General features: G+C 59.0%; 21 protein-coding genes. 13 read left to right on the top strand and 8 right to left on the bottom strand.

Features of this window, described 5'->3' with window-relative positions; translation table 11 throughout:
* Positions 1-363: 363 nt before the first annotated feature.
* The 8 genes from C8D77_RS34190 (at position 364) to C8D77_RS34150 (ending at position 7,707) form a co-directional block, all read left to right on the top strand.
* A complete protein-coding gene (locus tag C8D77_RS34190; RefSeq protein ID WP_109671899.1) occupies positions 364-708 on the top strand; it encodes a low affinity iron permease family protein in 345 nt (114 codons plus the stop codon).
* Positions 709-1,058: 350 nt separating this feature from the next.
* Positions 1,059-2,354 (top strand): phospholipase D-like domain-containing protein, encoded by a 1,296-nt coding sequence (locus tag C8D77_RS34185; protein WP_245951955.1) that lies wholly within the window; start codon positions 1,059-1,061, stop codon positions 2,352-2,354.
* 614 nt (positions 2,355-2,968) lie between these two features.
* Entirely contained in the window at positions 2,969-3,265 is a 297-nt protein-coding gene (locus tag C8D77_RS34175; protein WP_109671894.1) for a DUF1236 domain-containing protein, read from the top strand.
* A gap of 216 nt (positions 3,266-3,481) precedes the next feature.
* On the top strand, positions 3,482-3,721 hold the full coding sequence (locus C8D77_RS34170; protein WP_109671892.1) for a hypothetical protein: 240 nt from the start codon (positions 3,482-3,484) through the stop codon (positions 3,719-3,721).
* A gap of 551 nt (positions 3,722-4,272) precedes the next feature.
* Complete coding sequence (locus C8D77_RS34165) at positions 4,273-4,431, top strand: hypothetical protein (protein ID WP_109671890.1); 159 nt, start codon at positions 4,273-4,275, stop codon at positions 4,429-4,431.
* Between the two features lie 377 nt (positions 4,432-4,808).
* Positions 4,809-5,012, top strand: coding sequence for a CsbD family protein (locus tag C8D77_RS34160; RefSeq protein WP_091586081.1), 204 nt, complete (start codon positions 4,809-4,811; stop codon positions 5,010-5,012).
* Positions 5,013-5,182: 170 nt separating this feature from the next.
* Complete coding sequence (locus C8D77_RS34155) at positions 5,183-6,670, top strand: ATPase domain-containing protein (RefSeq protein WP_109671888.1); 1,488 nt, start codon at positions 5,183-5,185, stop codon at positions 6,668-6,670.
* Positions 6,670-7,707: a sensor histidine kinase gene (locus tag C8D77_RS34150; protein ID WP_109671886.1), complete on the top strand. Its 1,038-nt coding sequence runs from the start codon at positions 6,670-6,672 to the stop codon at positions 7,705-7,707. The genes C8D77_RS34155 and C8D77_RS34150 overlap by 1 nt, the downstream gene beginning before the upstream one ends.
* 301 nt (positions 7,708-8,008) lie before the next feature.
* On the opposite strand, the gene C8D77_RS38895 is transcribed toward C8D77_RS34150, so the two are convergent.
* Positions 8,009-8,140: a DNA ligase-like domain-containing protein gene (locus C8D77_RS38895; protein WP_281277071.1), complete on the bottom strand. Its 132-nt coding sequence runs from the start codon at positions 8,138-8,140 to the stop codon at positions 8,009-8,011.
* Between the two features lie 93 nt (positions 8,141-8,233).
* Between C8D77_RS38895 and C8D77_RS34140 the strand changes: the two genes are divergently transcribed.
* The 5 genes from C8D77_RS34140 (at position 8,234) to C8D77_RS34115 (ending at position 13,257) form a co-directional block, all read left to right on the top strand.
* A complete protein-coding gene (locus C8D77_RS34140) occupies positions 8,234-8,527 on the top strand; it encodes a DUF6894 family protein (RefSeq protein WP_215732102.1) in 294 nt (97 codons plus the stop codon).
* A gap of 74 nt (positions 8,528-8,601) precedes the next feature.
* Positions 8,602-9,147: a YciE/YciF ferroxidase family protein gene (locus C8D77_RS34135; RefSeq protein WP_109671881.1), complete on the top strand. Its 546-nt coding sequence runs from the start codon at positions 8,602-8,604 to the stop codon at positions 9,145-9,147.
* 725 nt (positions 9,148-9,872) lie between these two features.
* Positions 9,873-11,780 carry a PAS domain-containing sensor histidine kinase gene (locus C8D77_RS34130; RefSeq protein WP_245951954.1) on the top strand — a complete coding sequence of 636 codons (1,908 nt, stop codon included), beginning with the start codon at positions 9,873-9,875 and terminating at the stop codon, positions 11,778-11,780.
* The gene (locus C8D77_RS34125) at positions 11,752-11,940 is read left to right on the top strand and encodes a hypothetical protein (RefSeq protein ID WP_109671877.1); all 189 of its coding nucleotides are present in this window, start codon (positions 11,752-11,754) and stop codon (positions 11,938-11,940) included. Before C8D77_RS34130 ends, C8D77_RS34125 begins: the two co-directional genes overlap by 29 nt.
* Before the next feature lie 432 nt (positions 11,941-12,372).
* The gene (locus C8D77_RS34115; protein ID WP_109671873.1) at positions 12,373-13,257 is read left to right on the top strand and encodes a class I SAM-dependent methyltransferase; all 885 of its coding nucleotides are present in this window, start codon (positions 12,373-12,375) and stop codon (positions 13,255-13,257) included.
* Positions 13,258-14,623: 1,366 nt separating this feature from the next.
* Here the strand turns inward: C8D77_RS34115 and C8D77_RS34110 are convergent.
* From C8D77_RS34110 to C8D77_RS34075, 7 genes are all read right to left on the bottom strand, one after another.
* Complete coding sequence (locus tag C8D77_RS34110) at positions 14,624-14,863, bottom strand: DUF768 domain-containing protein (protein ID WP_109671871.1); 240 nt, start codon at positions 14,861-14,863, stop codon at positions 14,624-14,626.
* Positions 14,860-15,180 (bottom strand): hypothetical protein, encoded by a 321-nt coding sequence (locus tag C8D77_RS34105; protein WP_109671869.1) that lies wholly within the window; start codon positions 15,178-15,180, stop codon positions 14,860-14,862. Before C8D77_RS34105 ends, C8D77_RS34110 begins: the two co-directional genes overlap by 4 nt.
* Before the next feature lie 136 nt (positions 15,181-15,316).
* Entirely contained in the window at positions 15,317-15,532 is a 216-nt protein-coding gene (locus C8D77_RS34100; RefSeq protein WP_109671866.1) for a DUF768 domain-containing protein, read from the bottom strand.
* Complete coding sequence (locus tag C8D77_RS34095; protein ID WP_109671864.1) at positions 15,532-16,017, bottom strand: DUF982 domain-containing protein; 486 nt, start codon at positions 16,015-16,017, stop codon at positions 15,532-15,534. Before C8D77_RS34095 ends, C8D77_RS34100 begins: the two co-directional genes overlap by 1 nt.
* A gap of 388 nt (positions 16,018-16,405) precedes the next feature.
* Positions 16,406-16,615 carry a hypothetical protein gene (locus C8D77_RS34085; RefSeq protein WP_109671860.1) on the bottom strand — a complete coding sequence of 70 codons (210 nt, stop codon included), beginning with the start codon at positions 16,613-16,615 and terminating at the stop codon, positions 16,406-16,408.
* Between the two features lie 103 nt (positions 16,616-16,718).
* Positions 16,719-17,027 (bottom strand): DUF1236 domain-containing protein, encoded by a 309-nt coding sequence (locus C8D77_RS34080; RefSeq protein ID WP_109671858.1) that lies wholly within the window; start codon positions 17,025-17,027, stop codon positions 16,719-16,721.
* A gap of 410 nt (positions 17,028-17,437) precedes the next feature.
* Entirely contained in the window at positions 17,438-18,904 is a 1,467-nt protein-coding gene (locus C8D77_RS34075; protein WP_109671856.1) for a UdgX family uracil-DNA binding protein, read from the bottom strand.
* Positions 18,905-18,906 lie beyond the last annotated feature (2 nt).

Below are 18,906 nucleotides of genomic sequence, written 5' to 3'. Positions count from 1 at the left end.
ATGCAGATTGCAGGAGGAGACAATGGATAGAAGTGTCGGTCAAGCGCGGTGGTTGCTCGCGCCGGTTTTCGCAATCGCCGTCGCCTTCTTGGTGATTGGAGTTTCCCTTGGCTGACGCGAACTCAAAGAATTTTGCCACCAGCGCAGCTGTGTCCCTTCCTGCGCTGGTAGGATCCGCTCGCTGCGGAGATCAGCGAGCGGATCCTGCCTGTCTTGATGCAACGGCGCGGCCAACTACGGCCGGGTTCACGCGGAGAGGTGATGTGTGTCAAAGACCAGGTTTGTAGAGGCGGCCCTTCTGGCAGCAGTGCCCATTTGCGCGGCCATAACCGCCGTGATCGCGCTCTTCACATTGGTCAGTATATGAACCGGTTTCTCTTTGTCGCAGCCGATTTCTTGTCCCGGCCACCCGGTTTTTATGTGATGCTAATAGCCATGGTGCTGTGCACAGCGCTCGTGCCCTTCGGCCTGACAAATGTTGTTACCTACGCCCTATCCGTTGCGGCGATCGTGATAACCGGCGTGGTGCTGATACAGGGCTATCGCGACACCGCCGCCATTCACGCCAAACTCGATGAGATCATCGTTTCACTGGCCGAGACCAGAAACGACGTTGTCGGGCTTGAGCACGCAGAACCGGAACAGATCCGGGAAAAGCTAGCTATCCTTGAGGAGGAAGCGGCGCAGAAATCTGGCTCGCTCACGTGATCCGGCTGGCGGGTTTCCCCTCGGTGACGACAGAACCCGAACGACAGAACCGCCGAATTGCTTCGCCGCATCAGGACGCTTTTGGCGCCGTCGACAGGTCCTGAGAGCTATAACATCTCCTCCCGGCTCGACCTTTTCTATCAGGACGAAGCCAACAGCAGCGCCCTGTTATGTGATTCATGATCTGCGACGAGCCTCGGGAACCTGCGGGACCGTCGTGAGTTCTTGGGGATGGCAATGCACTCGATCACAAGCCTACTCGCCTCAGTCCGGGCCGGGACTTCCCTCATTCTGGTGGCCTAGAGGTGGTCGCAGGCAAAAGAGGGCCAAAAGTTCAGTCAGCGGGCTTCATGAATTCACCTGCAGGCGCGCCAGCGATCGGACTGCGGCGTCTGCGGAACTGGCCCATCTATGCCGCCATTGCCGCCATCGCCAGCCTGCTTACCATGCTGGCCGTGAATCTGACTCCCGAACCGCGCGTCTTGCGAACGCTTGTGCCGCATCGCTTCAACGCGTCGGATCCGCAATTCGCCAGGACAATGAGCAGTTTCTCGCAAGGCCAGATGTTCCGGGCGAACGCCGTGCAAACCTTGGTCAACGGCGACCAGATCTTCCCCTCAATGCTGCAAGCGGTCCGAGCGGCCCATTCGACGATCGATATGGAAACCTACATCTACTGGTCCGGTACCGTCGGCTATGAGTTCGCAACGTCCCTGGCGGCCAAGGCGAGGGAAGGCGTCGAGGTCCGCGTGCTGGTTGACTGGGTCGGAAGCCTCCCGTTCGATGAAGACCTGATCCGTATCATGACAAGCGCTGGGGTGAGGTTCGAGCGGTATCGGCCCATCCACTGGTACACCATTGACCGCGTAAACAATCGCACCCATCGCAAGCTGCTGGTCGTCGACGGTCGCGTTGCGTTCACCGGGGGGGTTGGCATTGCTGATAACTGGCGCGGCCAGGCGCGTAATCCCGATGAATGGCGCGACACGCACTACCGCATTGAAGGCCCTGCCGTGCCAGCTTTCCAGGCCGCGTTTGGGAAAAACTGGTTGGAGACAACTGGTGAGACATTGCAGGGTGAGACTTTTTATCCACCGCCCGTGCCCGCAGGCGAACTTGACGCCCAACTGGTCCTGTCCTCGCAGCCGAATGGTTCCGAGGACATGGAATTGATGATGTTGGCAGCGATAGCCGCAGCCCAAGACCACTTACGGATCGGCATGGCCTATTTTGTGCCCGATGACATCGCCCTCCGACAGATCCTTGACGCCAGGAACCGAGGCGTGGCGATCGACATCATCGTGCCAAATTCGCTGACGGACGTGCCGCTCACTCGAAAGGCTTCGCGCTACTTCTGGGGCACTTTGCTCGAAGCCGGCGTACGAGTTTTCGAATTTCAGCCCACAATGTACCATCCCAAACTCTTGATTGTTGACGATGTCTGGGCGAGCTTTGGTTCGGCCAATTTGGACGAGCGCTCGCTAAGGCTCAACGACGAAGCCATGCTGAATGTTTACGGCACAGTTTTTGCGAAGACCCAAATCGATGTGTTCGAGCAAGATTTGCGGCTATCGCGCCAGGTCAGCCTTGAAGAATGGCAAGCGCGTCCCTTGCGCGAAAAGGTCACTGGCTTGCCAGCTGGCTAAGATCGCAACTGTAACCGGAAACCCGAACCTGGGGAGTTTCCGCCCTCCGACTTAGACACGCTGCGACGCGTGCGAGCGCCCATGACGTTGATCTGCGATGTGACCCAGAGGCCGACCACAAACATCACTGCCAGCAGACCAAGACCACCGGCAATGAGGAACTGCACGGCCAGCGAAAGCCTGTTCCAGCGTTGATAGAAATTCTGAAGGTATGCCACGGTTCCACGGATGTCTGAGTACGCGGGGTGTCCTCACGGCCCCTGCATGAGTTCCCGACAACTAGAACAGTTGGTGGTGCAAACAAGTACACAACGGATTGAAATTCAAACATTATCTGAAGCGCGTGGATCGAGGCGAAGTGCGAGGTCAAAGCGACTTCAGCCATTTCGAAGCAATCGTCAGACGGTGCTATGCGGTGCTGCGTCGGCACCGCTGCCGCCGCGTGGTCTTGCGCGCAACGCTAGTCAGATCATTGCAGTTCAACTTCAGACCTTGGTCCGATACCCCTCCGACCAAGGCCCCGGGCGGGGAACGTTCGCAATTGTCTCACGTTCGATAGTCGCTGGCGGCAAGGCAACGTCGACTGGCGCACATAACCCTACTAGGAGACAATCATGAGAAATCTTACCGCAGTTGCAGCAGGGATTTTGCTGCTCGCCGGTATCGGTGCTGCCGCCGCCGACACCGTCATCATTCAGCCGGAACAGGATACGGTCATCCGCGAATATGTAAAGAAGCAGCCTCTCGCTTCGCTGAAGCTGCCGGGCGTGGAACTCAATCTCGGCACGGCTCTCCCGGACACGGTCGAGCTGCATGAAATTCCCAATATCAAATACCGGTATACGGTGATCGACAACCGGACAGTGGTCGTGGATCCAGAGACCCATAAGATCATCAAGGTCTACGACTGAGAATCGGCCGAAGCCCGTCTGCCCTACCGAAGGGCGACAGGCTTCGATCCATATGTCGGAGAGTGCGGCCACCTCAACAAAGACGATCCCCAGATCGTCGCTCGCCATGAAGGTCAAAACGGCTGCAAGCGCACAACGCGGAAGTAGATGCCCCTCGGAGCAATTTGCCGGGCGTGAGTATATATAAGCTTAGTTCAATAGCTGGGAGAAACCCAAGTGAAAAACCTCATCCTATCGGCGCTTATCGCCGTCTCTACTTTTTCGGCCGTTTCATCCGCAGCGGTAGCACCGGTGCAAGCCGCAAGCGTCATCATCACAACGGACAATGGCAATACGGGCCGGCATCACTGGCGCCGTCATCACAATCGCCATTGCTTCGTGAAGGTCAAGAAGGTGTGGCGTCACCATCACTGGGTCATCAAGAAGGTGCGCATTTGCGATTGGCGCCGCTACTAACCGATGTCAAGATCACACCCACCCAGACGGCATCGCAGGGGCCGATTGAACGCGCGGACCCTGGCAACGATTGCGGTCTGGGGTGGGGTGGTCGTCCTGACCGTGTTGCTGGTGGGCCGGGCAATTGGGTAGCTATGCGGACCTAGGCCGCTCCGATTTGTTCTCGGGGAACCGCGCCTTCGGATGTCGGGCAAACAAAATCAGATGAGCTGTTATCAGTCCAGGTGCCAGCGACCCCGAATGGTTGCGCCGACACAAGGTCGCGTAGGATGGCGCTTCGCTTTCCGCTCGCCCCTCAAAGGTCCTGGCTCGGCTCGCGTCAGCAAAAGCTGGGTGAATGTGCCGACGTGACCTCCAGCCAATCTTTCGGAAGTTCGTTGCCGCGTGCGCGCCTCATCCGCGTGTCAAAGGTCGCAGCGATTAGAATCCTCTGTTACGATGTCACATGTTAAATCGCGGCCAGTTGAATGCGCGAGGCGCGGAGAAAACCAAACATGGGTGCCAGGCGGCTCGACCACAAATTGGACTGCAAAGCGTGCCGGACAGTCCGGATGGATATTCCCGAAGACGCCGAAGAACACACCCGCATTCACTGCAGCAGTTGTGGGGCCTTCCTTGGAGAATGGGGAGAACTGCAGGACGATTTCTACGCCCAGGCGCGCGGCACTGAAGCCTTCGATCTGAACAACGGCAACATCACCAAGAAGTAGCACCTGAAGAAGCTGGAGGTCGGCTAGACCCGGCAGCTCGGATGGCGCGGCCAGAAAAAAGTTCGCGGGCGGCAAGCGTCAGGCGCTTCCCCCCGAAGGCTGCGGGGATCGAGGCCCGCACCCTGCTGGGAAGCGGGCTGTAGTTGGAACGTGCCGGCCCAGCGCCCATGTCGTTACCCCGAAGCTTCGATCCCGAGCGTTTGTATCGGAGACGGTGGGAAACACCGGCCGCTTCGAGCGATCTATCGCGTCAGAGGGCATGCTTTGGAACCCGCTTAGCTCGCCACGCTTCGTCAGTCGATCTGCTGAAAATTGACGGGAACTCCCCTCGCCTGACGGCGTTTTTGCTCTGTCTCAAACAGTGAAGGATAGGTGCCATGGACTGGAACCGTGTCGAAGGCAACTGGAAGCAGGTCAAGGGCAAGGTCAAGGAACAGTGGGGCAAACTTACTGACGATGATCTCGACCGTATCGCGGGCAAGCGCGATCAGCTGGAAGGCAAAATTCAGGAACGCTACGGTATCGAAAAGGATCGCGCTCGGCGCGACATCGATGACTGGTACGGCCGGCAAGGCTGGTAGATAATTCCCAACTGAACTGCAAGGGGCGCTGTAGGCACAGCGCCCCTTTTTGGCGCCGAAACTCTTCCGCTTTCCAGTCGTCTCTTAAGAAGCAACGGAATGCCCGCAACTTGACGTGGAACCGCCAAAGGTTCCCGCCGTTATCTCGTTCTCGGAATTCGGGGGATCAATTGGACAGAGACGATGCCTCAGCGATCGCTTCTGGAGTTAGCGGTCTCGATTACATCCTTCGTGGCGGCTACGCCAAGAACCGATCCCACCTCATCGAGGGGAAACCAGGTTCTGGGAAAACGACCCTTGGCCTCCAGTTCCTGATCGAGGGCGCCAAGAACGGCGAGACATGCCTTTACATCACTCTGTCAGAAAGCAAGCGCGAACTGCTCTCGGTTGCCGGCCGTCACGGCTGGGATCTGAAGGGCGTGCAAATTCTTGAACTTGTGCCTCCGGAGCTCAGTCTCGATCCGGCGCAGCTTCAGACATTGGTCCACTCCTCGGAACTGGAACTCGGGGAAACCGTGCAGTCTGCCTTGGCCGAGATCGGGCGTATCAAACCCGATCGTGTGGTGTTCGATTCGCTGTCTGAAATCCGGCTTTTGTCCCAAGGGTCGCTGCGCTATCGGCGTCAGGTGTTGGCGCTCAAGAGCTTCTTCATGCTCAACAATGTCACGGTGCTTATGCTCGACGACCTGACTGCCGAGCAGGACGACCTCAATTTGCATTCGATCAGTCACGGCGTCATTCGCATGGAGCAACTGTCGCCTATCTATGGCGGGGAGCGCAGAAGGTTGCGCGTGATCAAGATGCGCGGCGTGCAGATCCGGGGCGGCTTTCACGATTTCGTCATTCGCCCAGGTGGCGTGACCGCCTTTCCGCGGCTGGTTGCAGCCGAGCACGAGATGGTCGAGCACGGCATCCTGGCCACAAGCAACAACCAGATCGACACCCTGCTGGGCGGCGGCCTGGAACGCGGTACCAGCACGCTCTTGATGGGGCCGTCCGGCGTCGGCAAGTCGACCATCGCCTGCACCTATTGCCATGCCGCGCTCAAACGGGGCGAGCGTGTACTGGTGCTATTGTTTGACGAAACCAAGCGCATTTTCCTGGCACGTGCCGCAGGGCTTGGCATGGACCTGGAACCATTTGCCGATGATGGCATGCTGATGCTCGAGCCGGTCAATCCGGCTGAGCTTTCGCCAGGCGAATTGTCTTCGCGCATCCAGGCGGCCGTGGAAGGCTCCAATGCCCGGATCGTCGTGATCGACAGCCTCACCGGCTATCTCAATGCCATGTCGGAAGAACAGCATCTCGTGCTTCAAATGCACGAGATTCTCACCTACCTCAATCAGAAGGCTGTCGTGACGATCCTGCTGTTAGCCAATCATGGTTTGTTTGGTCAAATGGCAGCACCCGTCGATATGACCTATCTCTGCGATTCCGTTATGCTGCTGCGTTTCTTCGAAACCGCAGGCCGGTTGCGACGCGCCATTTCGGTCATCAAGAAACGCGTCGGCCCGCACGAGGAGACCATTCGCGAGTTCAAGATCGGCGTCACCGGCGTGGCGGTCGGTGAGCCCTTGGAACAGTTCCGCGGCATTCTGATGGGATCTCCAGAGTTTGAGGGCAAGCAGACCGATCTTCTGAGAGACAAGGCATCGTAATGTCGTCGAGCGCCGCAGTCCTCGTGCTGGCGCCGGTTGGCCGCGATGCGAAGCTCGCAGCCGCCATCCTGGCGACAAACCAGATTGCCGCACATGTCTGCGACAACCTGGAGGAAACCGTGCCCCTGCTCGACGAAGCGCAGTGTCTTGTCGTGGCGGAAGAGGCACTGATCAGTTCCGATCGAAGCCGGTTCGCAGCTTGGCTTGAAAGCCAACCGGCATGGTCGGATTTTCCAATTGTGCTTCTGACCATGCGGGGCGCCGAAGTTGATACGCGGCTGGCATTTCTGGACCGCTATCTGATCGTGCTTGAACGGCCATTCCTGGCCTCGAGCCTTGCCAACTCAGTGCGCTCCGCCCTGCGCGCCCGCGCCCGCCAGCGGGAGGTCCAATCCTACATCGAACAGAAGCAGGAAGTCGCCGACAGGCAGAAGCTGCTCATCCGCGAGCTGCATCACCGCGTCAAGAACACCTTGGCCAACGTTCGCGCCATGATGGGGGCGACGGCCAGGTCGAGCGGCAACGTCGAAGATTTCGTGCGTGATTTTTCGGCCAGGCTCGTGTCCTTGGCCGACACCCATTCGATGCTTACCGACGATTATTGGCAGACTGCTTCCCTGCATAAGTTGCTCGAAAGCGAGCTTGACCACTACGAGACACGCGACAGGCCGCGTATCGTTCTGGAAGGCCCGAACGTCGCGCTTGTCGCCGACATTGCGATTCCCGTCGGGATGGCTTTCCACGAACTGGCGTCCAATTCGTCGAAGTTCGGCGCGCTGTCGCGAACTCAAGGCCGCCTTGATGTCCGCTGGTCGATAGACACGTCCGGCGACACCCCGATCGTCAATCTCGACTGGCGGGAACGGGACGGGCCCGAGGTCGAGCAGCCCAAGCGCCGCGGATTTGGCACGACACTTCTGGAAAAGGTCGTGACCGTGCAGTGCAACGCCAAACTCGACTTGAACTACCATCGTGACGGCTTGCATTTCACCATGGCCCTGCCGCTGCGCAACACGCGCCTTGTGCCGAGCTACTGAACCGCAATTGAAGGCCGGGCTGGGGCGCCGCGAATGGGATTAACTGAGCGCCATTCGGCAATGCTGGTCTAGCGCTTCAGCCGAGACATCAGTTCCGAAAAGACCGCCTCTCGATCTCCCATATGGCCGACCTTGCTGATGAAGTCCAACTCGTGCCGCGGCACCGTGATCCGGGCGCTGTTGGCTGATCGTGGCACGGGACCTGCCGGAATCATGCTTTCCAGAATCTCGCGACGCTCCTCCAGCGGCTCTCGACGTCGAGCGCGGCCGAGGCAGCGGCCAGGTCGCGGTATTTCGAAGTTCAGTCGAGCCCGCGCCGGGTAAAGATGCGGGTGCCCTGTTTGTCGATGATCATCTGGGATCGGTAGCCGTCGAATTTGACCTCGTGAATCCAGTCCGCACCTTCTGGCGGCTTGTCCACCAGGGTCGGCATCAACGGCATTGACCACGCGGAGGCTCTCGCAATGTCTCAGGCGAGGCGGCACGCACTGACGAGGAGCTGGTAGAAACGGCCAAGCAGATGATGGTGCAGGTTATAGCATTCGACCGCCCGGACCTGCACGCGGACCACGCAAAAGGTGAGAGTGGCATCTATACGTTCGAGTACCAGGACAAGGGCGTGGTGGGGATCGTGCCGGGCATTTCCTTGCCCAATCTCGGCGCCGTCCAGGACGAGGTCAATCGGTCAAGCGGGGATCTGTGGAAAGACGCGCTCGACAAGTCGGAGGCGCCGGTCGGATGGGCGGTGCGCGCACGCAGTGATCGTGGCGATATCGTCGCCACCTGCACCTACGAGGAACTCCAGCGGCGCGGCTCTTAAAGCTGCGCCCCCACACTATTCGTATGGGGTGGGAACGGGAAAGTGGACACTCTGTTAACGACGGGCCTCCCGAATTGACGAGGCCCAACAACAGGCAGGAGCAAAAGAAATGGCGACCACCCAAAGCATCATCCAAAAACCTCAACGATCTTTTTCACGACACCCTCAAGGACATCTACTTCGCGGAGAAGAAGATCCTCGCAACCCTGCCCAAGATGGCGAAGGCCGCACAGAGTGCCGACCTGAAGGCTGCCTTCGAGAAGCATCGCGGCCAGACCGAAGAGCACGTCGCCCGCCTCCAAGAGGTCTTTGAGGTCATCGGTAAAAAGCCTACGGCCAAGACCTGTGCTGCCATCGTCGGCATCACTGACGAAGGCGCCGAGATCATGGAGGAGTATAAAGGCTCCCCTGCCCTCGATGCCGGCCTGCTCGCGGCGGCACAGGCTGTGGAACACTATGAGATCTCGCGCTACGGCACGATGCGGACCTGGGCGGCGGAACTCGGCCTGACCGAGGCAGTCAATCTGTTGGACCTGACGCTGGGCGAAGAAAAAGACACCGACGCGACTCTTACCGAACTCGCGGAATCTGCGGTCAACGTCGCTGCCGAGGCAGCCTAGCGAGGACAGGCACATCGGTCCGTCTTCGCGAGCCCTGGTGGTCGATCGCCAGGGTTCACCCCACATCAAAGGTGCCATCTCGTAGGAGGATGAAATGGGTTTTGCTTAGTCAATGAGGTGGACATCGCTGAAGAGCAGACTCGCGAGCTGATCGCCTTCTTGGGGTACACTGGCGCTCCTGCGGGAGGCCCGCATTCTAGCCACCCGAAAACGCTGATCGCTAAGAATAGCTGGCCGGCGGAATAAGATGGCCGGCGCGCACAAATGGGAGGGAAATGCAGCGCCGGCCAGGCGGGATAGAGGTCCGCCGCAACTTTAGCGGTAGCTGATTCTTGACGTAGCGTCATGTGGAACGAGTGTGCATGCCCCCATTCGAGGAGATCACGCTGTCTGACGGAGCCCTAGCATCTGGCCACCGACGACCGTCTCAAAGTCGGCGAAACTCACGCTGCCCATTCAAACACCGTCCGAGTTAAAGATGCGGCCTTGGCCCCTGCCACTAGTACAGAAGACGGTGGGTCGCCAGGACCGGGTAGAGTCTCGCTGGGGGAAGACCATCAGCTGGCACATAGATGGGAGCGCTTACGCGGATCCGGCCTTGTGGCAATCCGAAGTGTGTTGTGAGAGCCTGCCTCAGCGAGTAATGTGGAGCGCCCTCAGCATCGCCCCGGCAAGCTGGTGGTTGAAAGATGCTTCGCGCTTTCGCCTGCAAGGGAGGATGCGTGTTGAACGACCTTCTAGACACTGCGCCGATCGGTGATTCTCCGTCGAATACCAATTTCCTGTCAGGTGGCGGGGAAATGGGCTCGCTCACCCGAGCTTACGACTGGAACAAGACCGGCCTCGGGCCACCTCAAGGTTGGCCCCAAAGTTTGCGTACCACCGTCAAGCTGATGCTCCAGTCGCGTCACCCCATGTTCATCTGGTGGGGGCCCGACCTCATCCAATTCTACAATGATGCCTACCGGGCCACACTAGGACCTGAGCGGCATCCGACCGCCCTCGGAGACCGTGGCAAGGATTGTTGGGCTGAAATCTGGCACATCATCGGTCCTCAAATCGAATACGTCATGGCCGGAAAAGGCTCGACTTGGCACGAGGACGCCTTGGTCCCCGTGACCCGCAACGGCAAGCGCGAGGATGTCTGGTGGACGTATAGTTACGGGCCGATTGATGTCGATGGCGAGGTCGGTGGGGTCCTGGTCATCTGCAATGACGTTACTGAGAGGCATCTGGCAAAGGAGGCGTTGGAAGATCACACTCGCTACCTTGAGCAACTCTTTGAACAAGCGCCCGGTTTCATAGCGGTGCTCCAAGGTCCGAACCATGTCTTCGAAATTGCCAACGCTGCCTACAAGCGCCTGGTTGGGGATCGGACATGCGTAGGAAAAACTGTGCGCGATGTGATCCCAGAGATGGAGGGCCAAGGTTTTTTCGAATTGCTAGATGAGGTCTATCGAACAGGCGTCGCTCATGTTGGCAGGCGGGTCCCGGTCATCTTTGCTGGAGACGCCGAAGCGCTTGCCAAGACAAGAGTGGTCGACTTTGTCTATCAGCCGATCATCCTGAGAACCGGGGAGAGCACGGGAATCTTCTGCGAAGGGATCGATGTCACTGACCACGTCCAGGCCGAAGAGCATTTGAGATTGATGAATCAGGAATTGAAGCACCGAGTTAAGAACACGTTGGCAATGGTCAGCGCAATCGCCGGACAGACCCTTCGGGGAACTCCTTCCGCCGCTGCCCTGGCGACCTTCCACGGGCGTTTGGCCGCCTTCGGAAAAGCCCACGACACTCTGACGGCAGACACCTGGGCTACGGCGTCAGTAAGGAATGTTGTCCACGACGCACTTGAAGCCCACCGGACCGGACAAGGGAGGTTCATCATATCTGGCCCAGAAATCACCTTGGGCTCGAAACAGGCGTTGTCGCTCGCCCTAGCCACCCATGAGTTGGCGACGAATGCTGCCAAGTATGGGGCGCTTTCCAACAACCGGGGGACGGTTCACGTTTCCTGGCGGGAGGAGCGTGAGGGAGATGCCGTCACGTTTCACTTCGAGTGGATTGAGGCAGGCGGCCCGCCGGTCACCGCACCGGTGAAGGAGGGCTTTGGGACTCGCCTCGTAAATCGCGTCCTATCGGCAGATTTCGGGGCGCGCGTCGAGATCGACTATGCACCCGGCGGACTGGTATGCCGCCTCTTGGCTCCAATTCAGAATTTGAATCAAGACCGCCCTATTTGCGGGCGAGTGATCCAGATGGCAAAAGCGAATTGTTCAGATACCCATCGACGCGCGGTGCGCAGGGTCGTCCGCCTGCTTGTTGCCGAAGATGGCCCGCGAAAACGGGCTGGCCCGCCCATCCCACGTGATGATATGCGCGCTCAACGGGCACACTCCTGCCGCTGCGGCGCTGCGACGCTGGATGATCCGGAAGTGATGCGTCCAGTGACACCAGGGCTGGCGAACCACAATGGCAAGCTAGAAGATCACTTAGCCGTTGTCCTCTTGCGGCTATGCAAAGCCATTAGCCGGCTGGCTGCACGAGCTAAGGTTATAGAGGTTGTTTTGGCGGTGCACCGCCTGGAAAAGAAGTGTCCTAACAATGGCCTACACGCTGATCTGGTACGGTAGGCAAGGTATCGTTGAACAGATTCCCTTCGACGCCGAGAAAGCTGCTCGCGACCAAGCGCTCGCGACATTTCCCATTCGCAAGGAGGTCGATGGTATCGTGGCTGTGGAAGTTCGCAAAGATGACGGCACGGTCGTTTTCAGTCTGGCAGGCGTTCACTGACTCGGTCGTCCGTCGCTTTGCCGTTGAGGCCGCTGGCGTTCCCGCTTGGGCCGGTCACGCTTGGTGGCCGCTACTGTGGCCTTTCATGAGCTAGATGCGCCAGCCGAATTGTTAGCCAAGGCACGCAGCGTCAGGGTGTACCTGCCAATGGGGCGTCAGGTACGGGAACAGGGCATCTTTGAAAAGGTTCCCTTCCACGCTCAGATGGCCGCCCGAGACGGCACGGTTGTTTTCAGCCTAGCAGGAAAAAGGGCCGCTCCAATATAGCACCCCGGTGCCGCGATAACAGAGCACCCCGGTGCCGCGATCGGCCGGGAGGGCGAAAGGTGGCTTGCCGAACTAGCGCTCCACCCCAGCAGCCCTTTTCGTCTCCGAATTGATTTCGCATTCGTTGCGGGGAAGAATGAGGCATGTCTAAGCGTGAGGTGCAATTTGACCGACATTACAAGCCACTATGGCAGCGACGGCATCGTCGAACGCATTCTGGCCGCGGTGCCGGATGCCAACGCCCTCGTTGCCAGGCAACTCTATCCGTTCGACCAGTTGCACGGCCGCGAACTGGGGGCGACGCAGGATCATGCCGCGCGTCTTGCCCCCTCGTCCACCGATCGGATCCTCGATATCGGCAGCGGTATCGGCGGCCCGGCGCGGTTCCTGGCCGACACCTATGGCTGCAGCGTCGACGGCGTCGACCTGACACAGGCTTTTGTCGAGGCATCCCGCCGGCTAACCGAACTGTGCGGGCTGAGCGACAAGGTTCGTTTCCGCGAGGCCAACGCCACAAAGCTGCCTTTCGCCCACGCCACCTTCGACGCGGCGATCTGCTTCTATGTCGGTATGAACATCGCCGACAAGGCAGCGGTCATCGGCGAAGCCTTTCGCGTGCTGAAGCCGAGGGGCAGATTGATATGGACCGAGGCCGTGCTGGTGGACGGTGATCCCCATTATCCCCTGCCCTGGGCGGTGTCGCCCGCGACCAGCCACCTCGTTGACGGGGACACGCTGAAAAGCCTTTTTGCCGATGCCGGCTTCTTGGTCGACGACTTGATCGACGAAACCGGCGAGCATATCGAACTGGCGTTGAAACGGGCGAATGCCGGCATCGTGCCCTCACCCGCGCAACAGCAGGCCAACGAGATCGTGCTCGGTCAAGAGTTCGTGCAGCGCCGCAGAAACTACATCCGCAACTTGAGTGAGGGTAAGCTCGCCTCGCTGGCGATGATCGCGTCGAAGCGAGGAAATCTCGGACGTCTGCCAAGCAGAGCCCGCCTCCGCATCGGGTTCAACAGGCCATCGTCAGCGAAGTTCCGACACTAACAAAAAAGCCCGCCGGCCGAAGCCAGCGGAAATTTGGGGTCTGCCAGATTGGGGTCTGGCAGATTGGAAACGGTCCGGCCCGGCTTTTGTTGCAGGGCCGTCTAATATGCGTGGAGGCGCCGGAGCGCGTTTCGGGCAGGGTTTAGCCCGCGCCTATTAAGTACATAAGAACGCCCAAAACGGCAGCGAGTGAGGCGCCGCCTATGGTTACGACGTAGGGGGCCTCTTACGCTTCTGCTTCATGATGCCCCACCTCCCTCAAGGTAATTTAGCAGGCCCTTGCATTTCGAAAAGAGCGCGATCGGTTGCTACGCCATGGAGGGATCAATGACGGCTCCCACCAGCCTTGCACCGGATGCCAAGTGACCGTAATGCCGGTATCTTCGACAAGTCGGCGCACAACAAGGCTGTTGCCAGCGTGCGGCTTGCCTTGCTCCATCAACCATTCGGATGTCCCTTCCTTGCGACCCAACGGGCTGGCAGGAAAAGGTACCGCTAGCGCTACCTAGCCTTAGGCGGCTGCTGCAGCAACCGCGTCGGATCGATCGACACGCTAAGATGTTTCGTAATGACGGCCGTGGGTAGCCCACCACAACGACCTCCTCCCCTTCGGATGGGGGGTCTGGTTGTTTTTCGTCATCTCTGGCTACGACGTGACCCTTGCGATGGTCGGCCAACAGTCTTCACGGCTGGCTGGGGTTACCCTACTTTGCACGGATGACGGTCTTGGATTGGCTGCAGCTACCGCAGACTCCCTTGTCCCGCTCGAAATCGGAGGTGGTGCCGAGTGCGCCTGTGATCTGCGCAACTTGAGCCGGAGTTACATTCACCGCATCCACGATGCAGCTATCGCAAACAGCCATTGGCTTCCTAGTAGTGATCCATGAATTGATGCGGTGAGCAGCTATCATCCATTCCCCATTCCATTCCCCAATCACACCGAAACCCGCCGCTGCATTCACGCAGCGGCGGGCCTATACGATGCCGGGGGGTGCCGACACATCTAGAACTCTTTGAACGCTCTAATGTTCCGGCTGTATCTTACCTGTGGCCCGCGCCTCTGGCGGAGAACGCGGGCCGACCAAGAACACCCCTTGGCCAGCAGCCCGAAGGTTTCAAGGACTAGCTGCCGCAGAATCAACAGGCCGCTTCGAAGGAAGTTCCGAGGGCAAACGAAAAAACCCGCCACCGTGAGGGGGCCTTCTGATGGTTTCAAGTTGTCACTAATTCTTAGCGGGCGGAGATCCGATGAATGCGACGACTTTCCCAAGCACTTCGCGTTTCACGAGCGTTGGCCGTACGTATGCCAGAGAGGCGCTCCTTCTTGACCAGCCGCTGGAGGTCGCCCCACTGAGGGCAATCAGTCCTATTCCTGCCTGCGGCTGTAAACCCCCTTTTTCCCGTCGCGGTACCGCATGGCTTCAAGAATGACCTCGAATACGCTGCCAACGTCTTCGGAAATTTCACCCGGGAATATACCCTGCTCTTCCGCTGCCTTCATCGCCTGGTCGGCAAGATCGCTGATCGCGGCTGGGTCATCAGTGAAGGCATTGGGCAGGTGATCGGCCATCCAGTTACCGAGGAAGTTGACGCCGCGCACGCTCATTTTTTGGTGCCCTTCAGCGCGCGCCCGTCACGCTTTATCTTTGGGGTGATCGTCTCGACCCGCACATTTTCGCTGACGTCCTTCGTTGCCTGGTTAGTAGCCCCCGGCGCAGCAGCTGCGGCAGTGGCTGCGATCCGTTGGGCATGCTCCGTAGCGATCTTAAGCAGACCCGTAGCCGTTTCTTGAGACGTCCATCCCTGAGCCTCTGAGGCTGTCACCAAGGCCGCGAACGCGGCTTCCAAAGCCACTTCACAGTTGATCTCACGGTCTGGGTTTCCCTCTGGCAGTATCGGTGGTTCAACGGAGGATTGGGACATGGTCTGGCTTTTATCTCCTAGGTCGCAAGCACAAACTGTTAGAACTCGCTAATGTTCCGTCGCCTTTCTTATTGCCACGGGCGCGAAGATCAGCGCGGCTCATGTAAGGCCCGACGCCTGTGCTAGGCGCTCGCCATTACCGGCCGGCATCATGGTGGACTATCGCGTTGAGAATCGTCTCATAGACGCTGCCCATATCTTCCTCGATCTCGGAGCTGGTGATCCCGAGCGCCTTGGCGTCGGCGAACAGCTTTTGCGTCAGCTCGTCGACTGAGATGATGTCGGCGCCGACCGTCTCCGGGACGTTGCTGCAAATCCACTTGTCAAGAAAGTTGGTGCCGCGCATGCTCATCACTGCCGCGCCTTCAATATTCTGGCCTCTCGCAGCAATGATGCTCTATCCGTGCCAATCAGATTGATCAGTTCACGAGCCTGCGCTTCGGTGATGCCGGTTTCCCGCGCAAGGAAGCGGACGAGAAAATCCTCTTGCTCCTCCCTATCTCCGCGGTCGCGTCGTTTCTCATCGCCGATGTAGGACGATTTGGGCTGCTCGAGTGAGCGGGGCAATGGAGCGTCGTCTTGTACTGAAACAGCTTTCACATTCAGGCCAGCCTCCTTGGCAGCCGCCAGAAAGGCTCGCCGAGCATTCCCAACGTCCTCGGCTGTAGTCAGCGGGCCCGTGCAAGCCTGCAGTGCTGCCCGGTAACTTGGCCCGTGCGATTCAGGCCAGCGCTCCATCATGAAGATGGCGGCCTCGGACACGCTGCTCAAAGTACGAAATTTGCCCACCGCTTCGGTCTCAACGATAATTGGAACTGCAAAAAAAGGGTCGTGCATGGATACCCCCTGGGCAATGCCAGAACCGAACGGGGGAGCGCTGTTTTCGTTCCGGTCGACGCGAGAAAAGCAGATCGGACAATAGGCGTGTAGACGGTTCGCCGGCCGATCGATAAACAGAACCAATGAACAGCAAGCGGCTAGATCACAAGCTCGACTGCAAAGCCTGTGGGACAATCCGTATCCCAGAAAACGCCGAAGAGCACACCGCTATTCATTGCAGCAGTTGCGGCGCCTACATGGGCGAATGGGGTGAGCTTCAGGATGACTTTCAAAAGCAAGCGCGACGCACGAAGCCTTCGACTTGAATCACGGCAACATCATAAAAAATAGCGCGGGAGGTAATGCCCGCTTGTCGGCGACCTTCAGTTCGATCCGGCAATCCCTCTTAGCGGCCCAGTGGGAGCCGTGAAAGTGAAATCAACTCCGCTTCATCGACCACGCCGGCCATAGAGTTGGCGATGATCCGAGAGGCCAGTCTGCCCTGCGCGTCAGCTGATTGGTGATCGAGTTTGAGCTGCTCGAAAACCCGCCCAAGCAAAGCTAATTCGGAAGGTTCAAGGATCCCGGCATCCACGGCTTTTCGTCTGATGGGCATCTAATTCTCGCGAAGCCTACAGCGAAGCGTGTAGCGTCAAACAGCATTGGCCCGCTTCCAAGAGGCGGAAGCGGGCCACTGCATTGATTTCAGAAAAGCCGATTCATTCGATGATCTGCACGACCTTGCGGGTATCAGGGTCGACCAGGACCGCATGGTCCCCGACAACCGTATACTTGTACTTCACGTCAGGAACATCGATGGTGTGAAGTTCGACGGTGTCCGGCAGCGCGGTGCCAACGCCAAGTTCGATACCCAGCAGGCTCACAGAGGCAAGCTTGTGGGAGTGGACGTATTCGCGAACGACCGTCTGCTGTTCCGGCTTGAGAATGACCACGTCTTCCGCAAAGGCGGCACCAATTCCGGCGGCCATCACAAGACCTGCAGCGGTAGCGACAAGATACTTCTTCATGATCGAACCTTTCTTTACTTAAGCTCCGTTAGGCAGTGTGTTTCACTGCCGAAAAACAACTCTGCCAAATATATATGGTTCCGGGCCTTTGTCGTTTATTACAGGGTGGCGGTCCTCAACCGCCGCTAGCCGGTGCCGGCGCGGCAGGTGCAGATTCGGCTGGTTTGGCAGGAACAGCAGCCGCCGGAGCATCGACTTTGGGCGCCTCCACCTTGGGGGCCTCCTTCGGCGCTTCTACCTTTACGTTGATGTCCTGTCCGCTCCCGCCGCCGTGGAGGTTAATGCCGGTGAAGAACAGCAGGACTACTACTGCGATGACTACGAGAACGATCGCAACGGCGGAAGCTGTCCCTGCAGCCCTTGTAGCGTGCCAGAAACGCCGAGCCCGCCACCGCCGGCACCAAAGGGGCTCAAACCGTCATTAGCTTCTTCACCTGCTTCAAGTCGTCTAGGAACCGCTCTCGTTCTGCTTCCTTGTCGGCCGGCTCCTGAATGCGCAGGATGAAGGAAGGGTGGATGGTGATGAACACCCGCAAGCCATCCTCGCGCTCGATCACCTGGCCGCGCATTTTCGTGACCGGGATCGCGTTGCCCAGCAGTGACAACGCCGCCGTTGCGCCGAGCGCCACAGCAAGCTCCGGCTTGATCAGCTCGAATTCCCGGTCGATCCACCAGCGGCAGGCTTGGACCTCGCCGGCATTAGGCTTGGAGTGGATGCGACGCTTGCCGCGCGGCTCGAATTTGAAATGCTTGACCGCGTTGGTGACGTAGACTTTTTGCCGATCCACCCCGGCATCGTCCAGTATCGCATTAAACACCTTGCCTGCCGGCCCGACGAAAGGCTTGCCGGCGATATCTTCCTGATCGCCCGGCTGTTCGCCGACGAAAACCACCGTCGCGTTGCCAGGCCCTTCGCCAAACACGGTCTGCGTCGCTTCGCGCCACAGCGGACAGCGCCTGCAACCCTTCGCCAGTTCGCGCAGTTCGGAAAGAGTACTGGCCCCGTCCGCCATCACCTCGGCAGGCTCACGCTTCGGCCAATGCCTTGCCTGCACCTTCGCGTGGTGTGGCGCCGGCGTTGTCGGCATTCTGGCAATCATATCCTTGGTGGCCTTGTCCGCTCCTGCGATCAAAGCTGGAATGAGCGACGCTTCGGGAAGGTTCCGCCAATATTTCTTCGGCATCTCTTTCTGCATGGCCTTCGCCTTCAGACGTGCCGGATTGAAGATGTTTTCGAAATAGGTGCGCCACAGCTTCTCGGTATCGTCTTCAGCCGGCGCTTCGCCCTGGGCAGCGCCCCGGCCTATGACCAACCTCTCGCCATCCCAGTCGGCGGACGCATGTGGTGTCAAAATGGTCCAGCGCATGCCGGTGAAGCGTTTGACGAAGAAAGCCGCGTTGCACTCGACGATGAAATGGTCCGGCTCGAACCAGGCGACATAGCGCTCCCAGTTGCCGTCGCCGATCTTCCGAAACCGCACGAAGGCGCGCATCTTGTGGATGTCGCGGCGAACCGCTTTCACCATGGTTTCGAGGCGCCTAGTGTCGTCATCCGATGCTATGGCCAGCAGTTTGGGCTCGGTGCGCAGTCGCCAGAGCAACCGATAGAGAAAAGCGAACCGGGTGGGGTCGGAATGGCAGAAGGCCGTTTCGGCATGGTCGATGAACGCGCGTGGAACGTCGAGCCGGGCACTGGCGGAAATAGCGGGCAATCTACTGTCGTACAGAGCCCGACTGAGTTCGACATGCCAGCTGATGTCCTCGGGCCTAACCTCGTTCAGCGCCAACCGCCGTGCCGCATCGCGCCAGCCGGCAAAATCGGTCTCGCTGCTCAGATGCACGCTGTATCGGGCGAGGTTGAGCTGAGCCGGCTGCATGG

It is taken from the genome of Mesorhizobium loti (assembly GCF_003148495.1).
GTDB lineage: Bacteria > Pseudomonadota > Alphaproteobacteria > Rhizobiales > Rhizobiaceae > Mesorhizobium > Mesorhizobium loti.
The sequence above is the reverse complement of the archived record's forward strand: the minus strand, read 5'-3'. Positions and strand labels throughout refer to the sequence as shown.

Excerpts from the sequence above, each read along its gene's own strand:
- C8D77_RS34190 (WP_109671899.1), top strand. The coding sequence starts at position 364 with ATGAACCGGTTTCTCTTTGTCGCAGCCGATTTCTTGTCCCGGCCACCC.
- C8D77_RS34185 (WP_245951955.1), top strand. The coding sequence starts at position 1,059 with ATGAATTCACCTGCAGGCGCGCCAGCGATCGGACTGCGGCGTCTGCGG.
- C8D77_RS34175 (WP_109671894.1), top strand. The coding sequence starts at position 2,969 with ATGAGAAATCTTACCGCAGTTGCAGCAGGGATTTTGCTGCTCGCCGGT.
- C8D77_RS34165 (WP_109671890.1), top strand. The coding sequence starts at position 4,273 with ATGGATATTCCCGAAGACGCCGAAGAACACACCCGCATTCACTGCAGC.
- C8D77_RS34160 (WP_091586081.1), top strand. The coding sequence starts at position 4,809 with ATGGACTGGAACCGTGTCGAAGGCAACTGGAAGCAGGTCAAGGGCAAG.
- C8D77_RS34150 (WP_109671886.1), top strand. The coding sequence starts at position 6,670 with ATGTCGTCGAGCGCCGCAGTCCTCGTGCTGGCGCCGGTTGGCCGCGAT.
- C8D77_RS38895 (WP_281277071.1), bottom strand. The coding sequence starts at position 8,140 with ATGCCGACCCTGGTGGACAAGCCGCCAGAAGGTGCGGACTGGATTCAC.
- C8D77_RS34125 (WP_109671877.1), top strand. The coding sequence starts at position 11,752 with ATGGCCTACACGCTGATCTGGTACGGTAGGCAAGGTATCGTTGAACAG.
- C8D77_RS34110 (WP_109671871.1), bottom strand. The coding sequence starts at position 14,863 with ATGAGCGTGCGCGGCGTCAACTTCCTCGGTAACTGGATGGCCGATCAC.
- C8D77_RS34105 (WP_109671869.1), bottom strand. The coding sequence starts at position 15,180 with ATGTCCCAATCCTCCGTTGAACCACCGATACTGCCAGAGGGAAACCCA.
- C8D77_RS34100 (WP_109671866.1), bottom strand. The coding sequence starts at position 15,532 with ATGAGCATGCGCGGCACCAACTTTCTTGACAAGTGGATTTGCAGCAAC.
- C8D77_RS34095 (WP_109671864.1), bottom strand. The coding sequence starts at position 16,017 with ATGCACGACCCTTTTTTTGCAGTTCCAATTATCGTTGAGACCGAAGCG.
- C8D77_RS34085 (WP_109671860.1), bottom strand. The coding sequence starts at position 16,615 with ATGCCCATCAGACGAAAAGCCGTGGATGCCGGGATCCTTGAACCTTCC.
- C8D77_RS34080 (WP_109671858.1), bottom strand. The coding sequence starts at position 17,027 with ATGAAGAAGTATCTTGTCGCTACCGCTGCAGGTCTTGTGATGGCCGCC.
- C8D77_RS34075 (WP_109671856.1), bottom strand. The coding sequence starts at position 18,904 with ATGCAGCCGGCTCAGCTCAACCTCGCCCGATACAGCGTGCATCTGAGC.